This is a genomic window from Synechococcus sp. CBW1108, assembly GCF_015840335.1.
Lineage (GTDB): Bacteria > Cyanobacteriota > Cyanobacteriia > PCC-6307 > Cyanobiaceae > Cyanobium_A.
On sequence record NZ_CP060395.1, the window covers coordinates 2,502,538 to 2,516,597 of the forward strand.

Below are 14,060 nucleotides of genomic sequence, written 5' to 3' on the forward strand. Positions count from 1 at the left end.
GCTTCCCCAGCGTGTGAGCTAGGTTCCTACACCGAAAAGGTGCCCATTTTGAAAAACGTAACAGCAGATCAGGTTCAGTAAGGCTAGGCCTTGGCATAGGCAGTTGCCGTAGTAGATCGGAATTGTACGGTGTATGGTTAACGCCAAGCAACTCCTCACAGGTTCGTATGTAAGGCTCTAGATCACTAAAGCCTATAGGCCAACCACTGAAGGAAATATGCTGCCTGACATTGAAATCGCTAGCCCTCAAGGGTAGTAGTTGCCCTCCCCAGCGAATGGATGACCCTCCATATACGCGGAAGCGTCCCTCGGTTGTACCCATATGTAGAACTCCGGCCATCTCAGCTTCATAAAGGGCCTGGCTCTCTGGCTCTAACGAGGCCCCCCCTGCCTCCAACACGTCAACAGACATTCCGCTGCCTCGCAGTGCATCCGCAAGAACAAGACCAGCGACTCCAGCGCCGACAATGACCACATCAGCATTGAAGGTCTGTCCGGCAGGTATTGTTTTAAGGTCAATAAGGCCCATAAGCCAACTGCAGTGCTACTCCCGATCATAGCTTTTTGTTGTGCAGCGAACTAAAAGTATGTTCAAGGTGCGCTCCTGGCTTTTGTCACTCCTCCCAGCGCCAGCATTCCCTTGATGTCGTAGGCCAGCTCGCGCAGACCTTGGCGGATCGAGCGGTAACCGCCGCGCCGTAGCAAGTTCATCACGATGGTGCGCAGGAAGGCGAACACTGGAGCACCGATCCGGTTGGCGTAGCGATGGGCGTCCTCACCCAGTTGGGCGTCGCGGGCCCAGTGCCACTCGTTCTCAATGCTCCAGCGCTGCCGGATCAGGCGCAGCAAGGCTTCTGGAGTGGTGCGCACGCTGGTGAGGAATAGATGCCGCCGCACGCTGCGCTTGCCCTTGCGGGTCAGCGTGTCGGTGATCACCTCCACGATCCAGGCGCTGCCAGGCCAGTTGGCCTTGATGTGCTCCGGGGCCTCCTACCGCTCCGCGGAAGCCTTCGGCTAGGGCCTGCAGCTCCCAGACGGTGTCGTGCCCGTGGCGCTTCTCGCGGTCGGTTGCCGTGAACGGGATGTGACCCTTTCCCTGGAACTGGCTGCCGATCTGGCGGTAGAGGCTCTTCTGGTTGCTCTACTCCTTCGGAGAAGCCTTCGGCTAGACGGTCAGGAGCACGTCGGCCCCCTGGGAGAGGCACCAGTGAAAAACGACTGCGTCGTGTGGAGCGCGTCCGCCTGGATCAGCACGCCTTCCAGGTCAAGGCTGCTCAGCAGATCCTTGAGAGCAGCCCGCTCGCTGGATTCGTGAGTGTCGTAGGCCTTCTGGGCCATGGCGACGCCAAGGGCCCGGGCATAGACCGTCACCTTGGCCACAAAACGGTGGCTGCCCTCCTCCGTCTCGATGGCAGAGCCGCGCAGGGTCTTGCCGTCACACACCAACTGGTCCAGACCATCAGCCCCGCCTGGGATCTGGCTGATCATCCAGGCCTGCAGCACCTGCCCAAATTCCTGCAGGTGGGCCTTGTTGAAGAGGTAGAGAAAGGTGGCATCCGAGGGCCAGCGCTTGAGCTCCAGGCCGAGCGCCTGATTCAACGCCTCACGGTGCCTCCTGGCGAACGCCTCCAGATCCCGGGAACTGCGGCAGCCACTCAGGATCCCGAGGACGGCTACCAGCAGCAGGAACCACTGCGGGTAACGAACCCCACGGCGGTATCGCCCGTCCGGAACGGTGACTTTCAGGAAAGTTGTCACTCCTTGGCTGCCATTCAGGCGGCCTTGATTAAGGGTAGCGCCAGGACCGGATCGGGCTCTTCTGTTGGCTTGTTTATCCACACTTCTGCCGGTTGACTCCAGCAGCGGGTGGCACCGCTCCAGCGCGTTGGATTGGCACGGCGGGCGGCCTCGTAGACATCAGTGCGCTGCTGGCAAATGGCCTTGGCAGCTCCACTGTGGCGCTGGTGGGGCGTCACGAATTTGATCGCGCTGTGGTGGTGCCGGTGGTTGTACCAATCCACAAATGCTGCCACCCATTCACAGGCCTCCTCTTTGTTGGCGAATGGCCGGCTGGGGTAGTCGGGGCGGTATTTGACCGTACGGAAAAGGGATTCCGAGTATGGGTTGTCGTTTGAGACCCTTGGCCGGGAGAAGGATCTGAGCACGCCCATCTCCTCGAGCCGTGATTCCAGCGTCGCCCCGCGCATTGCATTGCCGTTGTCGGCGTGGAGGATTAGTGGCTGCTGCTGGCACTGGCGGCGGCCAAAGCCGTTGGGGCGGTGGTAGCGCTCCTTGAGGCAGGCCCGCTGCACCAGATCCGCGGCGATCTGAGCCGACTCCACCTCGGCCACATCCCAGGCCACCACTTTGCGGCTCCAGACGTCGATCACCAGGTAGAGGTAGAGCCACACACCCCGCACCGTGGTCGGCAGGAAGCTGATGTCCCAGCTCCAAACCTGGTTCGGGCCATCCGCCCTGAGGCGCGGCACCGAGCGCGGTTCTTGAGGCAGCCTGGCCCTCCCCCGGCGGTGGCACTGACCCGCCTGGTGCAGCACCCGATAGAAGCTGCTCTCTGAACCAATAAAGAGCTTTTGATCGGACAGTGCCGGCACGATCTGCCCTGGCGGCAGCGCGGCGTACTCCGGCTGGTTGCACGTCAGCAGGATTCGCTGGCGCTCTTCCTCGCTCAGGCGGTGACCCACCAGCCGAGCACTGCCTTTACGGCGATCCACGCCGTCCCCATCACCCAGGAAGGCCTTCCGCCAGCGTTTGAGGGTGCGCAGGCAGATGCCGATCACACCACAGGCCCTCACCAGGCCGGCGCCCGCAGCATTGGCCTCCCCGATCAGCTCGATCACCTTCCGCCGGTGCACGGCGCTGGTCAGCCTTCCGCGTCCTCCGAACAGAAGGCATCCCACTTTTTTTGCAGCACCAGCAAAGCCGCCATCTCCGCCATGGCCTTCTCCTTGCGCTGCAGTTCCTTTCTGAGGGCTTTGATCTCCCGCTGGTCCTGGGCGCGGAGCTTCTCGAGCTCCTTCTGTTCGGCCATCGTCAGCACCGGCTTGGCGTTGGCATCCTGGGCCGCCTGCCGCCAACGGCTCACCTGCTCAGGGAACAGGCCCCGCTCGCGGCAGTAGGCGCTGAGTTCGGTGGCATTGAGCCCGGCGCTTTCCAGCACCACCGTGAACTTGTCGGCGGCGTTCCAGCCCTCTGGTTCCTTCTCGGATGCCGGCACCACCTCTCCCTGCAACCGCCAGGCCTTCCTCCATTTGTAGAGGGTCATCACGTGAATGCCCAGCTCCTCTGAAATCCGGGCCACGCTCTGCCTGTGGGGCGGGTGCATCCGTCTCCTCACATCAGCCTTAACGGCCTCGCTGTATCGGCGCATTGGTCATGTCCTCAAGCCCCCGGATGGATGGATCAAAGGGGTGACATCTTTCCTGAAACCGGGGGGAATGGCCTTGAGGAAGCTGATCAGGTCATCCGGTGCGGGCTGATCTACTGCAGCAAAACGGGTCTTGATTACCCAGCTCGCTCCGCGCACCGCGAGCCTGGGCCGTAGACTGGTACGCACATACCAGTTCAGTCATGGCGCGCAACGTCATCCAGTTCCAGAAAGGCCTTTCACTGCCTGACTTCCAGCGGCTCTACGGCACCGAGGTGCAATGTGAGGCTGCTTTGGAGAAGGCGCGCTGGCCCGGTGGGTTCCGCTGTCCCCGCTGCAATGGCCATGAGCATGGGCTGGTCTATGGCCGCAGGCTCAAGCGCTATCAGTGCCGCAGCTGCGGCCATCAGGCCACGCTCACGGCTGGCACGATCATGCAGGCCACGAAATTGCCTCTGACCACCTGGTTTCTGGCCTTTTACATGATCGGGCAGGCCAAAACAGGGATCTCCTCGCTGGAGCTCAGCCGCCACCTGGGCGTGAACTACGACACCGCCTGGCTGCTGCACCACAAGATTCTGCGGGCGATGGCTGATCGGGAGGAGGCTTACCTGCTGCGGGGAAAAGTCCAGATCGATGATTCCTACCTCGGCGGAGAACTGCCGGGCGGCAAGGCAGGTCGGGGTTCAGAGAACAAGATCCCCATCGTCGCGGCCGTCTCCTTGAATGAGGCGGGCCGGCTGATTCACGCCAGGATCACAGCCGTGAGTGGCTTCAGCTCAGAGGCCATCGCTGAGTGGGCCAAGCGCCATCTGGCGCCCGGCAGTCAGGTGCTCTCCGATGGCCTGGCCTGCTTTCGTGCCGTGACCACGGCAGGCTGCAGCCATCACGCCATCGTCACCGGTGGGAAGCACCCAAACGACTTGCCGCAGTTCCGTTGGATCAACACCGTGCTGGGCAACCTCAAGACCGGCTTCAACGGCACCTTCCACGCTTTCAATTTCGACAAGTACGCCAGGCGCTACCTGGGCGGCTTCTGCTTCCGGTTCAACCGGCGCTTCTCGATGGTTGCGATGACTGATCGCATTGCCAATGCGGTCTGTTGCTGCATGCCCTGCACGGAGCGGGATCTCAGGGTTGCGGAGGCTTATGGGTAATCAAGAAACGGGTTTCTGGCATTGGGGGCACTGAGACCCGCCGACCAAACCCAATGCTGACAGCACCGCCAAGGGCTATCGGGAGAGACTTTTAGGCGGCCCTGCCCTTTGTCAGCTGAACAACCTGGTGGGACTACACAGGTAGGCGATGACGTAGGCCCATTCCTCCAGCAGTGTCTTGATGAATCGTTCGGCCTTACCATTGGTCTGCGGCGTGTATGCCTTGGTGCGGATGGGTTTCAGGCTCAGTGCCTGACAAGCTTTTCGCCAGTCACCGGAGCGGTAGGCGGAACCATTGTCCGAGAGAACTCGGCGGCAGGTGATCCCCTGCTCCGAGAACCAGCCGACGGCCCGGGCCAGGAACCCAACAGTCGTCGCCTTCTGCTCGTCGGCGAGCACCTCGACGTAGGCCAGGCGGGTGGCGTCATCGATGGCGACGTGCACTTTCTCGTAGCCGGCACCCGGTGAGCAGCCTTGACGGCGGTCGCCGGTGATCCGATGGCCGACACACTCGAAACGGGCCAGCTGTTTTGTGTCGACATGGATCATGTCGCCCGGGCGCTCCCACTGGTAGCGCTGCACTGGTTTCTTGGGCTCCAGATTCTTGAGCCGGCCAAGCCCCAGCGAGTTCATCACCCTCCCGACGGTGGAGAGGGACGCCTTGATGGCCCTGGCGATGCGGCGGAGCGTGCAGCGCTGGTGCCGTAGATCCACGGCCTGTTTCAGTTGCTGCGGATCGAGCGTCCGCCGCTGGGTGCGGCGAACACTCCGTCGATCCGCCAGTGCCGCTACACCGCCATCACGGAAGCGCGCCAGCCACTTGTAGGCGCTGCGCAAGCTGATCCCGGCTTGCGCCGCAAGGGCCTTTAGCGGCACGCCTTCCTCGAGGTGCCGACGAATCAGGCGTTCCCGACTGATCGGCGTCAGTCGGGCCAGTGGGTGGCTATGCATGGGATGTGAGGTCTTGGGAAGGGCGGTGACACCCAGACCCTGGCGACCTCACACCCCTTTGTCAGCTGAACAACCTGGTGGGACTACACACCTACCAGACATCGGCTGAACGCAACTGCTGGCTACCCCGCTATCTGGGGATCTACAACGGCATCAGGTGCCACATGGCTCTCGGTGGCCTCAGCGATCAGCAGCGCCTCAAGCGGCTGCTGATCGCTGAATGACCTGGTGATAAATCACACTTAGCTTGATGCTGCGGAAATCGCCTCAGTGGCTCCGCCACGCTCGGCCTCTGGCCTCGGTATGTGTCTGCTTCTTGCCCTCCTTGGGAACCCCGAAACCCTCACCTGGGCCTGATGGCGGTGGTGGCGGTTCGTCCTGACCATCGATCCGCTCCAGGGAGGCATGGGAGGCCCAGGCCTGCAGCAGGGAGCCATCTACTGAAAAGTGCTCATCGCTGAGCAGCGGCTTTACTGCACCTACCTGATTGTCGCCGTGCAGCGAGCCACAGGGCAGCTGAATACAGCGTCACATGGGTAATGAACGCGTATCGGCCACCGGCCGTGGGCTCAATCGAGCATCTCAAGGTCTTGCCCTCACAGATCAGCTGATCGAGATCCGCTGCACCACTTGGGATCTGCGCGATCTTCCAGTTGCGAATGGCAGCGCTGAGAGCCGCCACGTCCACCTGGCGGAAGAAGTAGCGGGAGGCTGAATCGGAAGGCGGACGGCTGAGTTCGATGGCCAGTGCCTCGTTCAACACGCTGTGGTGTCGGATGGCAAAACGCTCCTGATCCCGCAGGCTCTGACAGCCACTCATGATGTCAAGCACCGTTACCAGCAGCAAATTCCAGGCCGGAATACGAACGCCCAGCCGAATACGGGCATTCGGAGTCGCTTTGAGGTAGCTGATCAGATCGAGATCACTTGCGGCTGAACGGCTTTAGGGCACAGGAAGGAGGCAGTTCCGCCGAACTCAACGCATGCTCGGCGAGCCCGCCTGTGCCAGACTTAGAAGCAGCCCTGTGAACCGACCGCAATATGCGTTCAAGTCTGTGGGGGTAGGTCGCCGCGAGCGGAGCAAGTAGGGTAATCAAGAGGTGTAATGGTTTTAAAGTATGTCAGCATATTTATGATTTCCCTCGTTTTGCTTCCCCTTGCAATTTTTAACAGCTTATCTGAGCTTGTTTGACATTATAAAATTCTTAGGCCTTTATCGGGAGATTAAACATGTCATAAAACGATTTAGCAGTGCCTCCAGTCCACCCAAAAGATTCTGCATTGTTTTTACGTTGCTGTCGTATTGTCTTCTGTAGTGCATCACGAAAAATTTTGATACTGCACAGACCATAACACATGCTGGCCACTTAGTTATTTTGTTTTGAAATTCTACTAATGCAACCGTCTTTCTTCTAGTTGCCTTTTAAAATTTATATGTCATTACAGTATTGTCTTTGTATATAGGACTCCATAAACAGCTCGATAAGCTCCAAATACAAGCCATGAAACTCTTGTCCTTGTCTACTCAGCTAAGGCGATTCTTTTATCAGTGGTTTCTTTCATTATGCCCATCAAGCATATTGATTTGCTTGCAGAATAAATTCTTACTAGGCGTTAGTTTTATTGCTGCATTTTTCCAAACTATTCCCAATTATGCTTAGGTAAAAGAGACAAGAATTCGGGATTTTTTTAATTCTTATTTTTATTCGAAGAAATTATCTACGTTTTTTGGCCTTCATGAACACTGCAACAGTACAGCGGATACGTTCAGTTTTATGGATATACTTTTTGATGCTGATTTTCGAGGGAGCGTTGCGGAAGTGGTTCCTGCCAAGCTTATCATCTGTAATTGCGATTATTCGTGATCCAATCGCACTGTATGCCCTGTTTCTCGGCTGGCCTCTAGTTTGGAGACAACCATGGATAAATTGGTTAAAGCCATTATTCTGCATAGTTATTGTGGGTTTCATCTTGGCGCTGATCGTTGGTCATGGTGATCTTATTGTAGCTTTTTATGGTGCAAGAATCTATCTATTACATTTTCCTCTGATCTTTTTATATGCTTCTGTTTTTGACCGCAGTGATGTATTGAGGTTTGGAGTTGTCACGCTTATACTGTCTGTTCCACAGGCGTTATTGATTGTTGCTCAGTCAAATTCCCCTGATACCCATATTTTAAATATTGGACCCGGAGGAGAGGGTATTGCGTCCTTCCAAGGCTCTTTGGGCCGTTCAAGACCCCCAGGTACTTTTTCATTTATTACAGGTATTGTTTCCTTTTATTCCTTATCGACAGCATCACTGTTCTCTCTTTTGTATGGCTCTAAGCCTGGCCTTTATGCAAAAATTCTGGCCGCATGTGCTGGTTTTGCTATTGTGGTAGCAATTCCTGTTTCAATTAGTCGATCTTTGTTGGCCGCGGTAATTATGATTTTAGTTTCTACTTTAATTGCTCTTGTCTTGGCTCGCATTCCCGTAAGTCGCTTATTGTTCGGTCTTGTTGCATTAGCCCTTGTAACTTATATAGCTACTACTTTGCCAATATTCCAAGTGACATCTGAAGCTTTTGTGGCTAGATGGACAGATGCAGGGTCTGCAATGGGCTCAGACAGAAGCTCAGATGGGGATATTGGAGTTGCACGCGACCAGGTTACTGGGCGAGTTATTCCAGGATTTACTGATCCTGTGGCGCACGCATGGGATGCTCCATTGCTTGGTTATGGTATTGGAATGGGCTCCAACATGGCCTCACAACGACTACCAGGTGGCCTGCAACCTCTTGGGGAAGGCTCTTGGGAAATCACAATCGGTGAACTTGGCCCCCTGCTTGGTCTTAGTCTTCTTTTTTGGAGAGTATCACTTGGCATTTGGATAACCCGAGTTTCCTTAAGCGCCGCGCTCCGGCATAATATTTTGCCTATGATCTTTGTTGGCGCAACATTCATGCCACTTTTGACTGCTCAGGTTACTCAGCCTACCGCCCTTGGTTTTGTGGCAGTCGTAGCTGGCCTCAATCTTGCGGCTGTAAATCAACCTCGAATAACATCGCAAAGTCAATAGTCTCTATTGCTCAGTGCTTTCTGTCTAAAGCGGCTAGTCAGCTTATAGGAATAAAACTGAGGTCACCAGCGCTTGGCGCTGGAGGCTGAGATCGCGGTCATTGGCGCGCCCGAAAATCCCGAAAACGAAATTCAGCAAGCCCGAGTTAGTTTGATTTGGAAGTCTGGCTAGCTGCACAACGTAAGCAACAAAGTGCTTAATACAGCACGAAATGATGCCTAAGAGAAGTGCTAAGCTAGCTCCCTAGACCTACACGATTAGTTTCCAGTGCCTACCTCCCGGCTCAGTAAGATGTCACCCCTTTGATCCATCCATCCGGGGGCTTGAGGACATGACCAATGCGCCGATACAGCGAGGCCGTTAAGGCTGATGTGAGGAGACGGATGCACCCGCCCCACAGGCAGAGCGTGGCCCGGATTTCAGAGGAGCTGGGCATCCACGTGATGACCCTCTACAAATGGAGGAAGGCCTGGCGGTTGCAGGGAGAGGTGGTGCCGGCATCCGAGAAGGAACCAGAGGGCTGGAACGCCGCCGACAAGTTCACGGTGGTGCTGGAAAGCGCCGGGCTCAATGCCACCGAACTCAGCGCCTACTGCCGCGAGCGGGGCCTGTTCCCTGAGCAGGTGAGCCGTTGGCGGCAGGCGGCCCAGGATGCCAACGCCAAGCCGGTGCTGACGATGGCCGAACAGAAGGAGCTCGAGAAGCTCCTCACCCAGGACCAGCGGGTGATCAAAGCCCTCTAGCCGCAGGCTTCTCCGAAGGAGTGGAAAGAGCTGCAGCGCAAGGAGAAGGCCATGGCGGAGATGGCGGCTTTGCTGGTGCTGCAGAAAAGTGGGATGCCTACTCCTGCGGAGAAGCCTGCGGCAACTGTTCGGAGGAAGAGGAAGGCTGACCAGTGCCTTGCACCGGCGGAGGGTGATCGAGATGATCGGGGAGGCCAATGCTGCCGGCGCCGGCCTGGTGAGGGCCTGTGGTGTGATCGGCATCTGCCTGCGCACCCTCAAACGCTGGCGGAAGCCTTTGATGGGTGGTGGGGACGGCGTGGATCGCCGTAAAGGCAGTGCTCGCCTGGTGGGTCACCGCCTGAGCGAGGAAGAGCGCCAGCGAATCCTGCTGACGTGCAACCAGCCGGAGTACGCCGCGCTGCCGCCAGGGCAGATTGTGCCGGCACAGGCGGATCAGAAGCTGTTTTACTCCTGCGGAGAAGACTTCGTCTATTTGTGCCACGAGTCAAATGTTCTTTATGAGCACTGACACAACTACATCGAGGATGGGAGTGTGGCCTCCCGGAGCCGGCCTGCAGGGGCAGGCTCCAAACCACCCCATGCTGCTGCGGTTAAGAGCTGCGGTAGTGAGCGATGGGGAAAAGGCGGCCTCGAGCTGTCAGGTGAGTGATGGGAAGATGAGCAACAGCGAATCGCCGCTGACGCATCGAAAAGTCTTCCAGATGCTGTCAAAACGGGTGCAGGTAGGCGGCACCCGGATCAGTGTGGACGTTACCTGCTTACGGTCCACGCGGCAGCCGGTGTTCAGGCGGCATGAGCCCATCACAGGCCTCGATGTGGAACGTGGGAACCTGGCATGGGGTGTAAAGGAAAAGCCACAAGTGGCCACAACCACGAGGGCGAATACCAAGACCCATGACAGGGGCGGATCAGCCCGTAGTAGTGATGAAGGAGCTGTAATGGCTCTGGAGCAAAGGGGCTGTGTTATCCCGTCCGGATCAACTCAACAACTGCCATTGGCAGGAGGTAGGAGATGAGCCCGGACAGGCCGCTACCGATCACCAAGGCGATGGTCTGGAAGGCCTATCAGCAGGTGAAACGGAATGGGAATGCGGCCGGCGTGGATGGTCAGAGCCTGGTGACTTCGCCAAGGATCTGGAGAACAATCTCTATAGGCTATGGAATCGGATGGCATCCGGGAGTTACTTCCCGCCGCCGGTTCGGCGTGTTGAGATTCCCAAATCCAACGGCGGAGTTCGCCCTCTGGGCATTCCGACGGTGGCTGATCGCATCGCGCAGATGGTGGTCAAGCAGATGCTGGAGCCCCAGTTGGAGCCGATCTTCGATCAGGACTCCTACGGCTACAGACCGGGCAAGTCGGCCCACCAGGCTGTGGAGAGCTGCCGTAAGCGCTGCTGGAAGTATGACTGGGTTGTGGATCTCGATATCAAGGGGTTTTTCGATTCGATCGATCATGACCTCCTGATGCGGGCCATCCAGTTCCATACGTCCGAGCGCTGGGTTGTTCTGTATCTGCGGCGCTGGTTGGAGGCTCCGGTGGAATTGCCGGATGGGCGCCTTCAGCCCCGGACCAGTGGCACGCCTCAAGGCGGTGTCATTAGCCCGCTACTGGCCAATCTGTTTCTGCACTACACGTTCGACAAATGGATGCGACGGAGTTTTCCACGCGTCCCGTTTGAGCGTTATGCAGACGATGTGATCTGTCACTGTCACTGCCGAGCTGAGGCTGAACGGCTCATGGATGCCCTGCAGGAGCGATTTACCTCCTGCGGGTTACAGCTGCATCCAGAGAAGACCAAAGTAGTCTATTGCAAGGATAGCAGCCGCCGTGGTCAGTTCGATCAGATCCAGTTCACGTTTCTCGGCTTTTGCTTCCGACCACGTATGGCCAAGAACCGCTATGGGGAGATCTTTACGAGCTTCCTCCCAGCGGTTAGTCCGCAGGCGCTTAAGCGCATGCGAGAGAGGATCAGGAAAATGCATCTGCGTAGGCGGATGTTTTTGCCTTTGGAGGAGATCGCCCGGCTCCTGAATCCGATCCTAGGGGGTTGGATTCAGTATTACGGACGTTTTTATCCAACCGAACTGAGGGCCAAGCTATTTGGCTATCTCAATGAGCACCTGAGCGCATGGCTGCGTCAGAAACACAGCCCGTTGTTGCGGCATGACCGCCGCAGCCGGCAAGTTCTGGCGAGGATCGCTCAGGAGAGGCGGGATCTTTTTGCTCACTGGCGTGGTGTTGGTGTTGCGGCTGGATGACAGGAGCCGGATGACGCGAGAGTGTCACGTCCGGATCTGTGGGGGCCTCGGGGGGAAGTTCCCCGGGGCTACCCGGCGGCTCAGAGAGCAGCTTCTATCGAGTGCTGCACCAGGCGGGTCAGTGCCACCGCCGGGGGAGGGCCAGGCCGCCTCAAGAACCGCGCTCGGTGCCGCGCCTCAGGGCGGATGGCCCGAACCAGGTGTGGAGCTGGGACATCAGCTTCCTGCCGACAACGGTGCGGGGTGTGTGGCTGTACGCCGCAGCGGATGGCTGGCCGGGATCCGCTCCTCGATCGACACGTAGGAGAACAGGGAGCCGCTGCGCTCCCGGTGACCTCGCATCTGGACTGGGCGGCTGGTCCATTTTCGCGCAGTCGTGGTTTTTCAGCAAACTCCTATAACTCCACGCCGACAACGGCAATGCAATGCGTGGGGCCACGCTGGAATCACGGCTCGAGGAGATGGGCGTGCTCAGATCCTTCTCCCGGCCAAGGGTCTCAAACGACAACCCGTACTCGGAATCCCTTTTCCGTACGGTCAAATACCGCCCCGACTACCCCAGCCGGCCATTCGCCAACAAAGAGGAGGCCTGTGAATGGGTGGCAGCATTTGTGGATTGGTACAACCACCGGCACCACCACAGCGCGATCAAATTCGTGACGCCCCACCAGCGCCACAGTGGAGCTGCCAAGGCCATTTGCCAGCAGCGCACTGATGTCTACGAGGCCGCCCGCCGTGCCAATCCAACGCGCTGGAGCGGTGCCACCCGCTGCTGGAATCAACCGGCAGAAGTGTGGATAAACAAGCCACCGGAAGAGCACGATCCGCTCCTGGCGCTACCCTTAATCCAGGCCGCCTGAATGGCAGCCAAGGAGTGACAACTTTCCTGAAAGTCACCGACAAGGCCATAGCTGTGGAGCTGTTGGAGCCATTGTGCATCATTGATATCAGTCTTTCTGCCTGGTACATTTTTGGCGTTTCGAGCATTGACCAAAAAGACTTCAATGCCGTGAGCCACAAGTATTTCGTGTAAAGGGACCCAATAGATTCCGGTCGACTCCATCGCTACGGCCGTGATGTTGAGCCCGCGAGTAACCGCTCGACCATTCGCTTCAGGTCGCTGGTAAAGCTCAGAAACTTACGTACTGGCTCGTCATCGAGCTCTGTGGGTATGGCAACAACATGGAATCGACTCTCAATATCAATTCCAGCAGATCTTGGGTTGACTACTTTGAGGCGCGCACGTCGGCGACGTGATGGAGAGTTATCTGGCATTGGTTTGCGACTTCTGATGATGAAGGGAGGCCTGGCAGGATCCACGCAAAAAAGTGAACAATTTCCTAATCGGGATCAACACTAGTAGAAGGATCCAGCAGTGTTGTCGCCAGGGCAGGGAGCGCTGTGGGAACCCAAACCACGTTTCCTTTCGGGGTCGAACCTCCAAAGATGTCATCGGTGATGGCCCGGCCTCCCCAAATTCAGTGTGGCCATGGGCTTTGGATTGGCCGTGGGTGTTTCGGACGCGAGGGCGTGCAGAGCTGTACTGGTACATTTCCTGAAAGTCACCGACCGGCCAGGGCTCATTAGATGTACGGCAGAATTCAGTACCTGAGCTGTTTATTGCCAGCCCAGCAGTGACAGCAAACCAGGAATGTCATGAGCCAGGGCGCCCAGCCCCTCGTTGATCGACCAGAAGCTATCGTTTGGCAGGGCCTATGGCCTCCCGGCCGACTGCGTCTACATTGCCAGGCTGCGGAGCGTGGCCATGATCTGCACGCCGTTTGTCTCGCGGCACCGGTTCGCGTCTTCCCGCAGCTAGGTGTCGCGGGGCCAATGCTAGGAGTTCTCGATGCTCCAGCGATCACGCACGTGCTTCAGCAGAGCCTCGGCTCCAGTACGCAAACTCGAGACGTAGTAACGGGTCTCATCGACGGGCTTGCCCTCTCGGATCTCCTTGCAGCGCACCGCCAGGATCGTCGCGCTACCCGGCCAGTTCTCCATCACCCAGGGCGGTGCCGGAATCCCCCCGCAACGTCCAGCCCCGGTCAAGGCCGCGCGTGCGTTCGCGATGGCTCCATTCATGCGGTGCCTTACGGCCATAGGTGAGCCAATCACAGATCACCTGAAAGCCCATGCGGCGACTGTGACTATTTCAACTCATTAGGCCAGAGACCTTTTTCAGTTCAAGCCGCCTTCGTCGGTATTGTTCGGATGTGGACCGCGTCCCTTTGCGTGGTGTAAAACCCGAGGCCCGAATGCCCTGATCAGAGGGTGAACAGGGTGGAATGACGGGCTGTCATTCCGGAGGCGCAGATGCACCTCGTTTTTTCACCTTGAATCAAGGGCGATTGACTTGTCAAGTCTTTCGCCCGATCGCGGATGTGTTGTGTTCTGGAGTGGCTGGCACCAGCCACAGGTTGTTGCCCCGGCCCCCGGGCGGCGATCAAGACCGCTGCGCCCTGTAGAGGCGCTGCAGCCTCGATCACCTGGGGCCTGTTTCCT

General features: G+C 57.8%; 14 protein-coding genes and 2 pseudogenes. 7 read left to right on the plus strand and 9 right to left on the minus strand.

Features of this window, described 5'->3' with window-relative positions; all coding sequences use genetic code 11:
* Window positions 1-591: 591 nt before the first annotated feature.
* From H8F27_RS13575 to H8F27_RS13585, 3 genes and pseudogenes are all read right to left on the minus strand, one after another.
* Complete coding sequence (locus tag H8F27_RS13575) at window positions 592-936, minus strand: transposase (protein WP_231596287.1); 345 nt, start codon at window positions 934-936, stop codon at window positions 592-594.
* Window positions 937-1,173: 237 nt separating this feature from the next.
* A complete protein-coding gene (locus H8F27_RS13580; RefSeq protein ID WP_197148732.1) occupies window positions 1,174-1,758 on the minus strand; it encodes an ISAs1 family transposase in 585 nt (194 codons plus the stop codon).
* A 14-nt stretch (window positions 1,759-1,772) separates the two neighbouring features.
* Window positions 1,773-3,388, minus strand: a pseudogene (locus H8F27_RS13585) (IS3 family transposase).
* 200 nt (window positions 3,389-3,588) lie between these two features.
* Between H8F27_RS13585 and H8F27_RS13590 the strand changes: the two are divergent.
* Window positions 3,589-4,542 (plus strand): IS1595 family transposase, encoded by a 954-nt coding sequence (locus H8F27_RS13590; protein ID WP_197147974.1) that lies wholly within the window; start codon window positions 3,589-3,591, stop codon window positions 4,540-4,542.
* A 111-nt stretch (window positions 4,543-4,653) separates the two neighbouring features.
* Here H8F27_RS13590 and H8F27_RS13595 read toward each other — a convergent pair whose 3' ends face one another.
* On the minus strand, window positions 4,654-5,493 hold the full coding sequence (locus H8F27_RS13595; protein ID WP_231596288.1) for an IS481 family transposase: 840 nt from the start codon (window positions 5,491-5,493) through the stop codon (window positions 4,654-4,656).
* A gap of 77 nt (window positions 5,494-5,570) precedes the next feature.
* On the opposite strand from H8F27_RS13595, the gene H8F27_RS13600 reads away from it, so the two are divergent.
* On the plus strand, window positions 5,571-5,717 hold the full coding sequence (locus tag H8F27_RS13600) for a hypothetical protein (protein ID WP_231596289.1): 147 nt from the start codon (window positions 5,571-5,573) through the stop codon (window positions 5,715-5,717).
* 64 nt (window positions 5,718-5,781) lie between these two features.
* Here the strand turns inward: H8F27_RS13600 and H8F27_RS18340 are convergent.
* Both H8F27_RS18340 and H8F27_RS13610 read right to left on the minus strand, forming a co-directional pair.
* A pseudogene (locus H8F27_RS18340) lies at window positions 5,782-5,967 on the minus strand (IS5/IS1182 family transposase); the annotation flags it as partial.
* A complete protein-coding gene (locus H8F27_RS13610; RefSeq protein ID WP_197153582.1) occupies window positions 5,945-6,409 on the minus strand; it encodes a transposase family protein in 465 nt (154 codons plus the stop codon). The pseudogene H8F27_RS18340 and the gene H8F27_RS13610, both read right to left, overlap by 23 nt.
* A gap of 875 nt (window positions 6,410-7,284) precedes the next feature.
* Between H8F27_RS13610 and H8F27_RS13615 the strand changes: the two genes are divergently transcribed.
* From H8F27_RS13615 to ltrA, 4 genes are all read left to right on the plus strand, one after another.
* The gene (locus H8F27_RS13615; protein WP_197148733.1) at window positions 7,285-8,553 is read left to right on the plus strand and encodes a hypothetical protein; all 1,269 of its coding nucleotides are present in this window, start codon (window positions 7,285-7,287) and stop codon (window positions 8,551-8,553) included.
* A gap of 383 nt (window positions 8,554-8,936) precedes the next feature.
* On the plus strand, window positions 8,937-9,296 hold the full coding sequence (locus tag H8F27_RS13620) for a helix-turn-helix domain-containing protein (RefSeq protein ID WP_231596290.1): 360 nt from the start codon (window positions 8,937-8,939) through the stop codon (window positions 9,294-9,296).
* 172 nt (window positions 9,297-9,468) lie between these two features.
* Entirely contained in the window at window positions 9,469-9,807 is a 339-nt protein-coding gene (locus H8F27_RS13625) for a helix-turn-helix domain-containing protein (protein WP_197148737.1), read from the plus strand.
* A gap of 452 nt (window positions 9,808-10,259) precedes the next feature.
* The gene (gene ltrA, locus H8F27_RS13630; RefSeq protein WP_197148739.1) at window positions 10,260-11,558 is read left to right on the plus strand and encodes a group II intron reverse transcriptase/maturase; all 1,299 of its coding nucleotides are present in this window, start codon (window positions 10,260-10,262) and stop codon (window positions 11,556-11,558) included.
* Window positions 11,559-11,774: 216 nt separating this feature from the next.
* On the opposite strand, the gene H8F27_RS18070 is transcribed toward ltrA, so the two are convergent.
* The gene (locus tag H8F27_RS18070) at window positions 11,775-11,900 is read right to left on the minus strand and encodes a hypothetical protein (RefSeq protein WP_255517772.1); all 126 of its coding nucleotides are present in this window, start codon (window positions 11,898-11,900) and stop codon (window positions 11,775-11,777) included.
* Between the two features lie 83 nt (window positions 11,901-11,983).
* Here H8F27_RS18070 and H8F27_RS13635 point away from each other — a divergent pair, with 83 nt between their 5' ends.
* Window positions 11,984-12,418: an integrase core domain-containing protein gene (locus H8F27_RS13635; protein WP_197148741.1), complete on the plus strand. Its 435-nt coding sequence runs from the start codon at window positions 11,984-11,986 to the stop codon at window positions 12,416-12,418.
* Here the strand turns inward: H8F27_RS13635 and H8F27_RS18345 are convergent.
* Together H8F27_RS18345 and H8F27_RS13645 are read right to left on the minus strand one after the other, a co-directional pair.
* Window positions 12,337-12,621 carry a transposase gene (locus tag H8F27_RS18345; protein ID WP_197148742.1) on the minus strand — a complete coding sequence of 95 codons (285 nt, stop codon included), beginning with the start codon at window positions 12,619-12,621 and terminating at the stop codon, window positions 12,337-12,339. The genes H8F27_RS13635 and H8F27_RS18345 overlap by 82 nt on opposite strands.
* Before the next feature lie 773 nt (window positions 12,622-13,394).
* On the minus strand, window positions 13,395-13,607 hold the full coding sequence (locus tag H8F27_RS13645; protein ID WP_231596291.1) for a hypothetical protein: 213 nt from the start codon (window positions 13,605-13,607) through the stop codon (window positions 13,395-13,397).
* Window positions 13,608-14,060 lie beyond the last annotated feature (453 nt).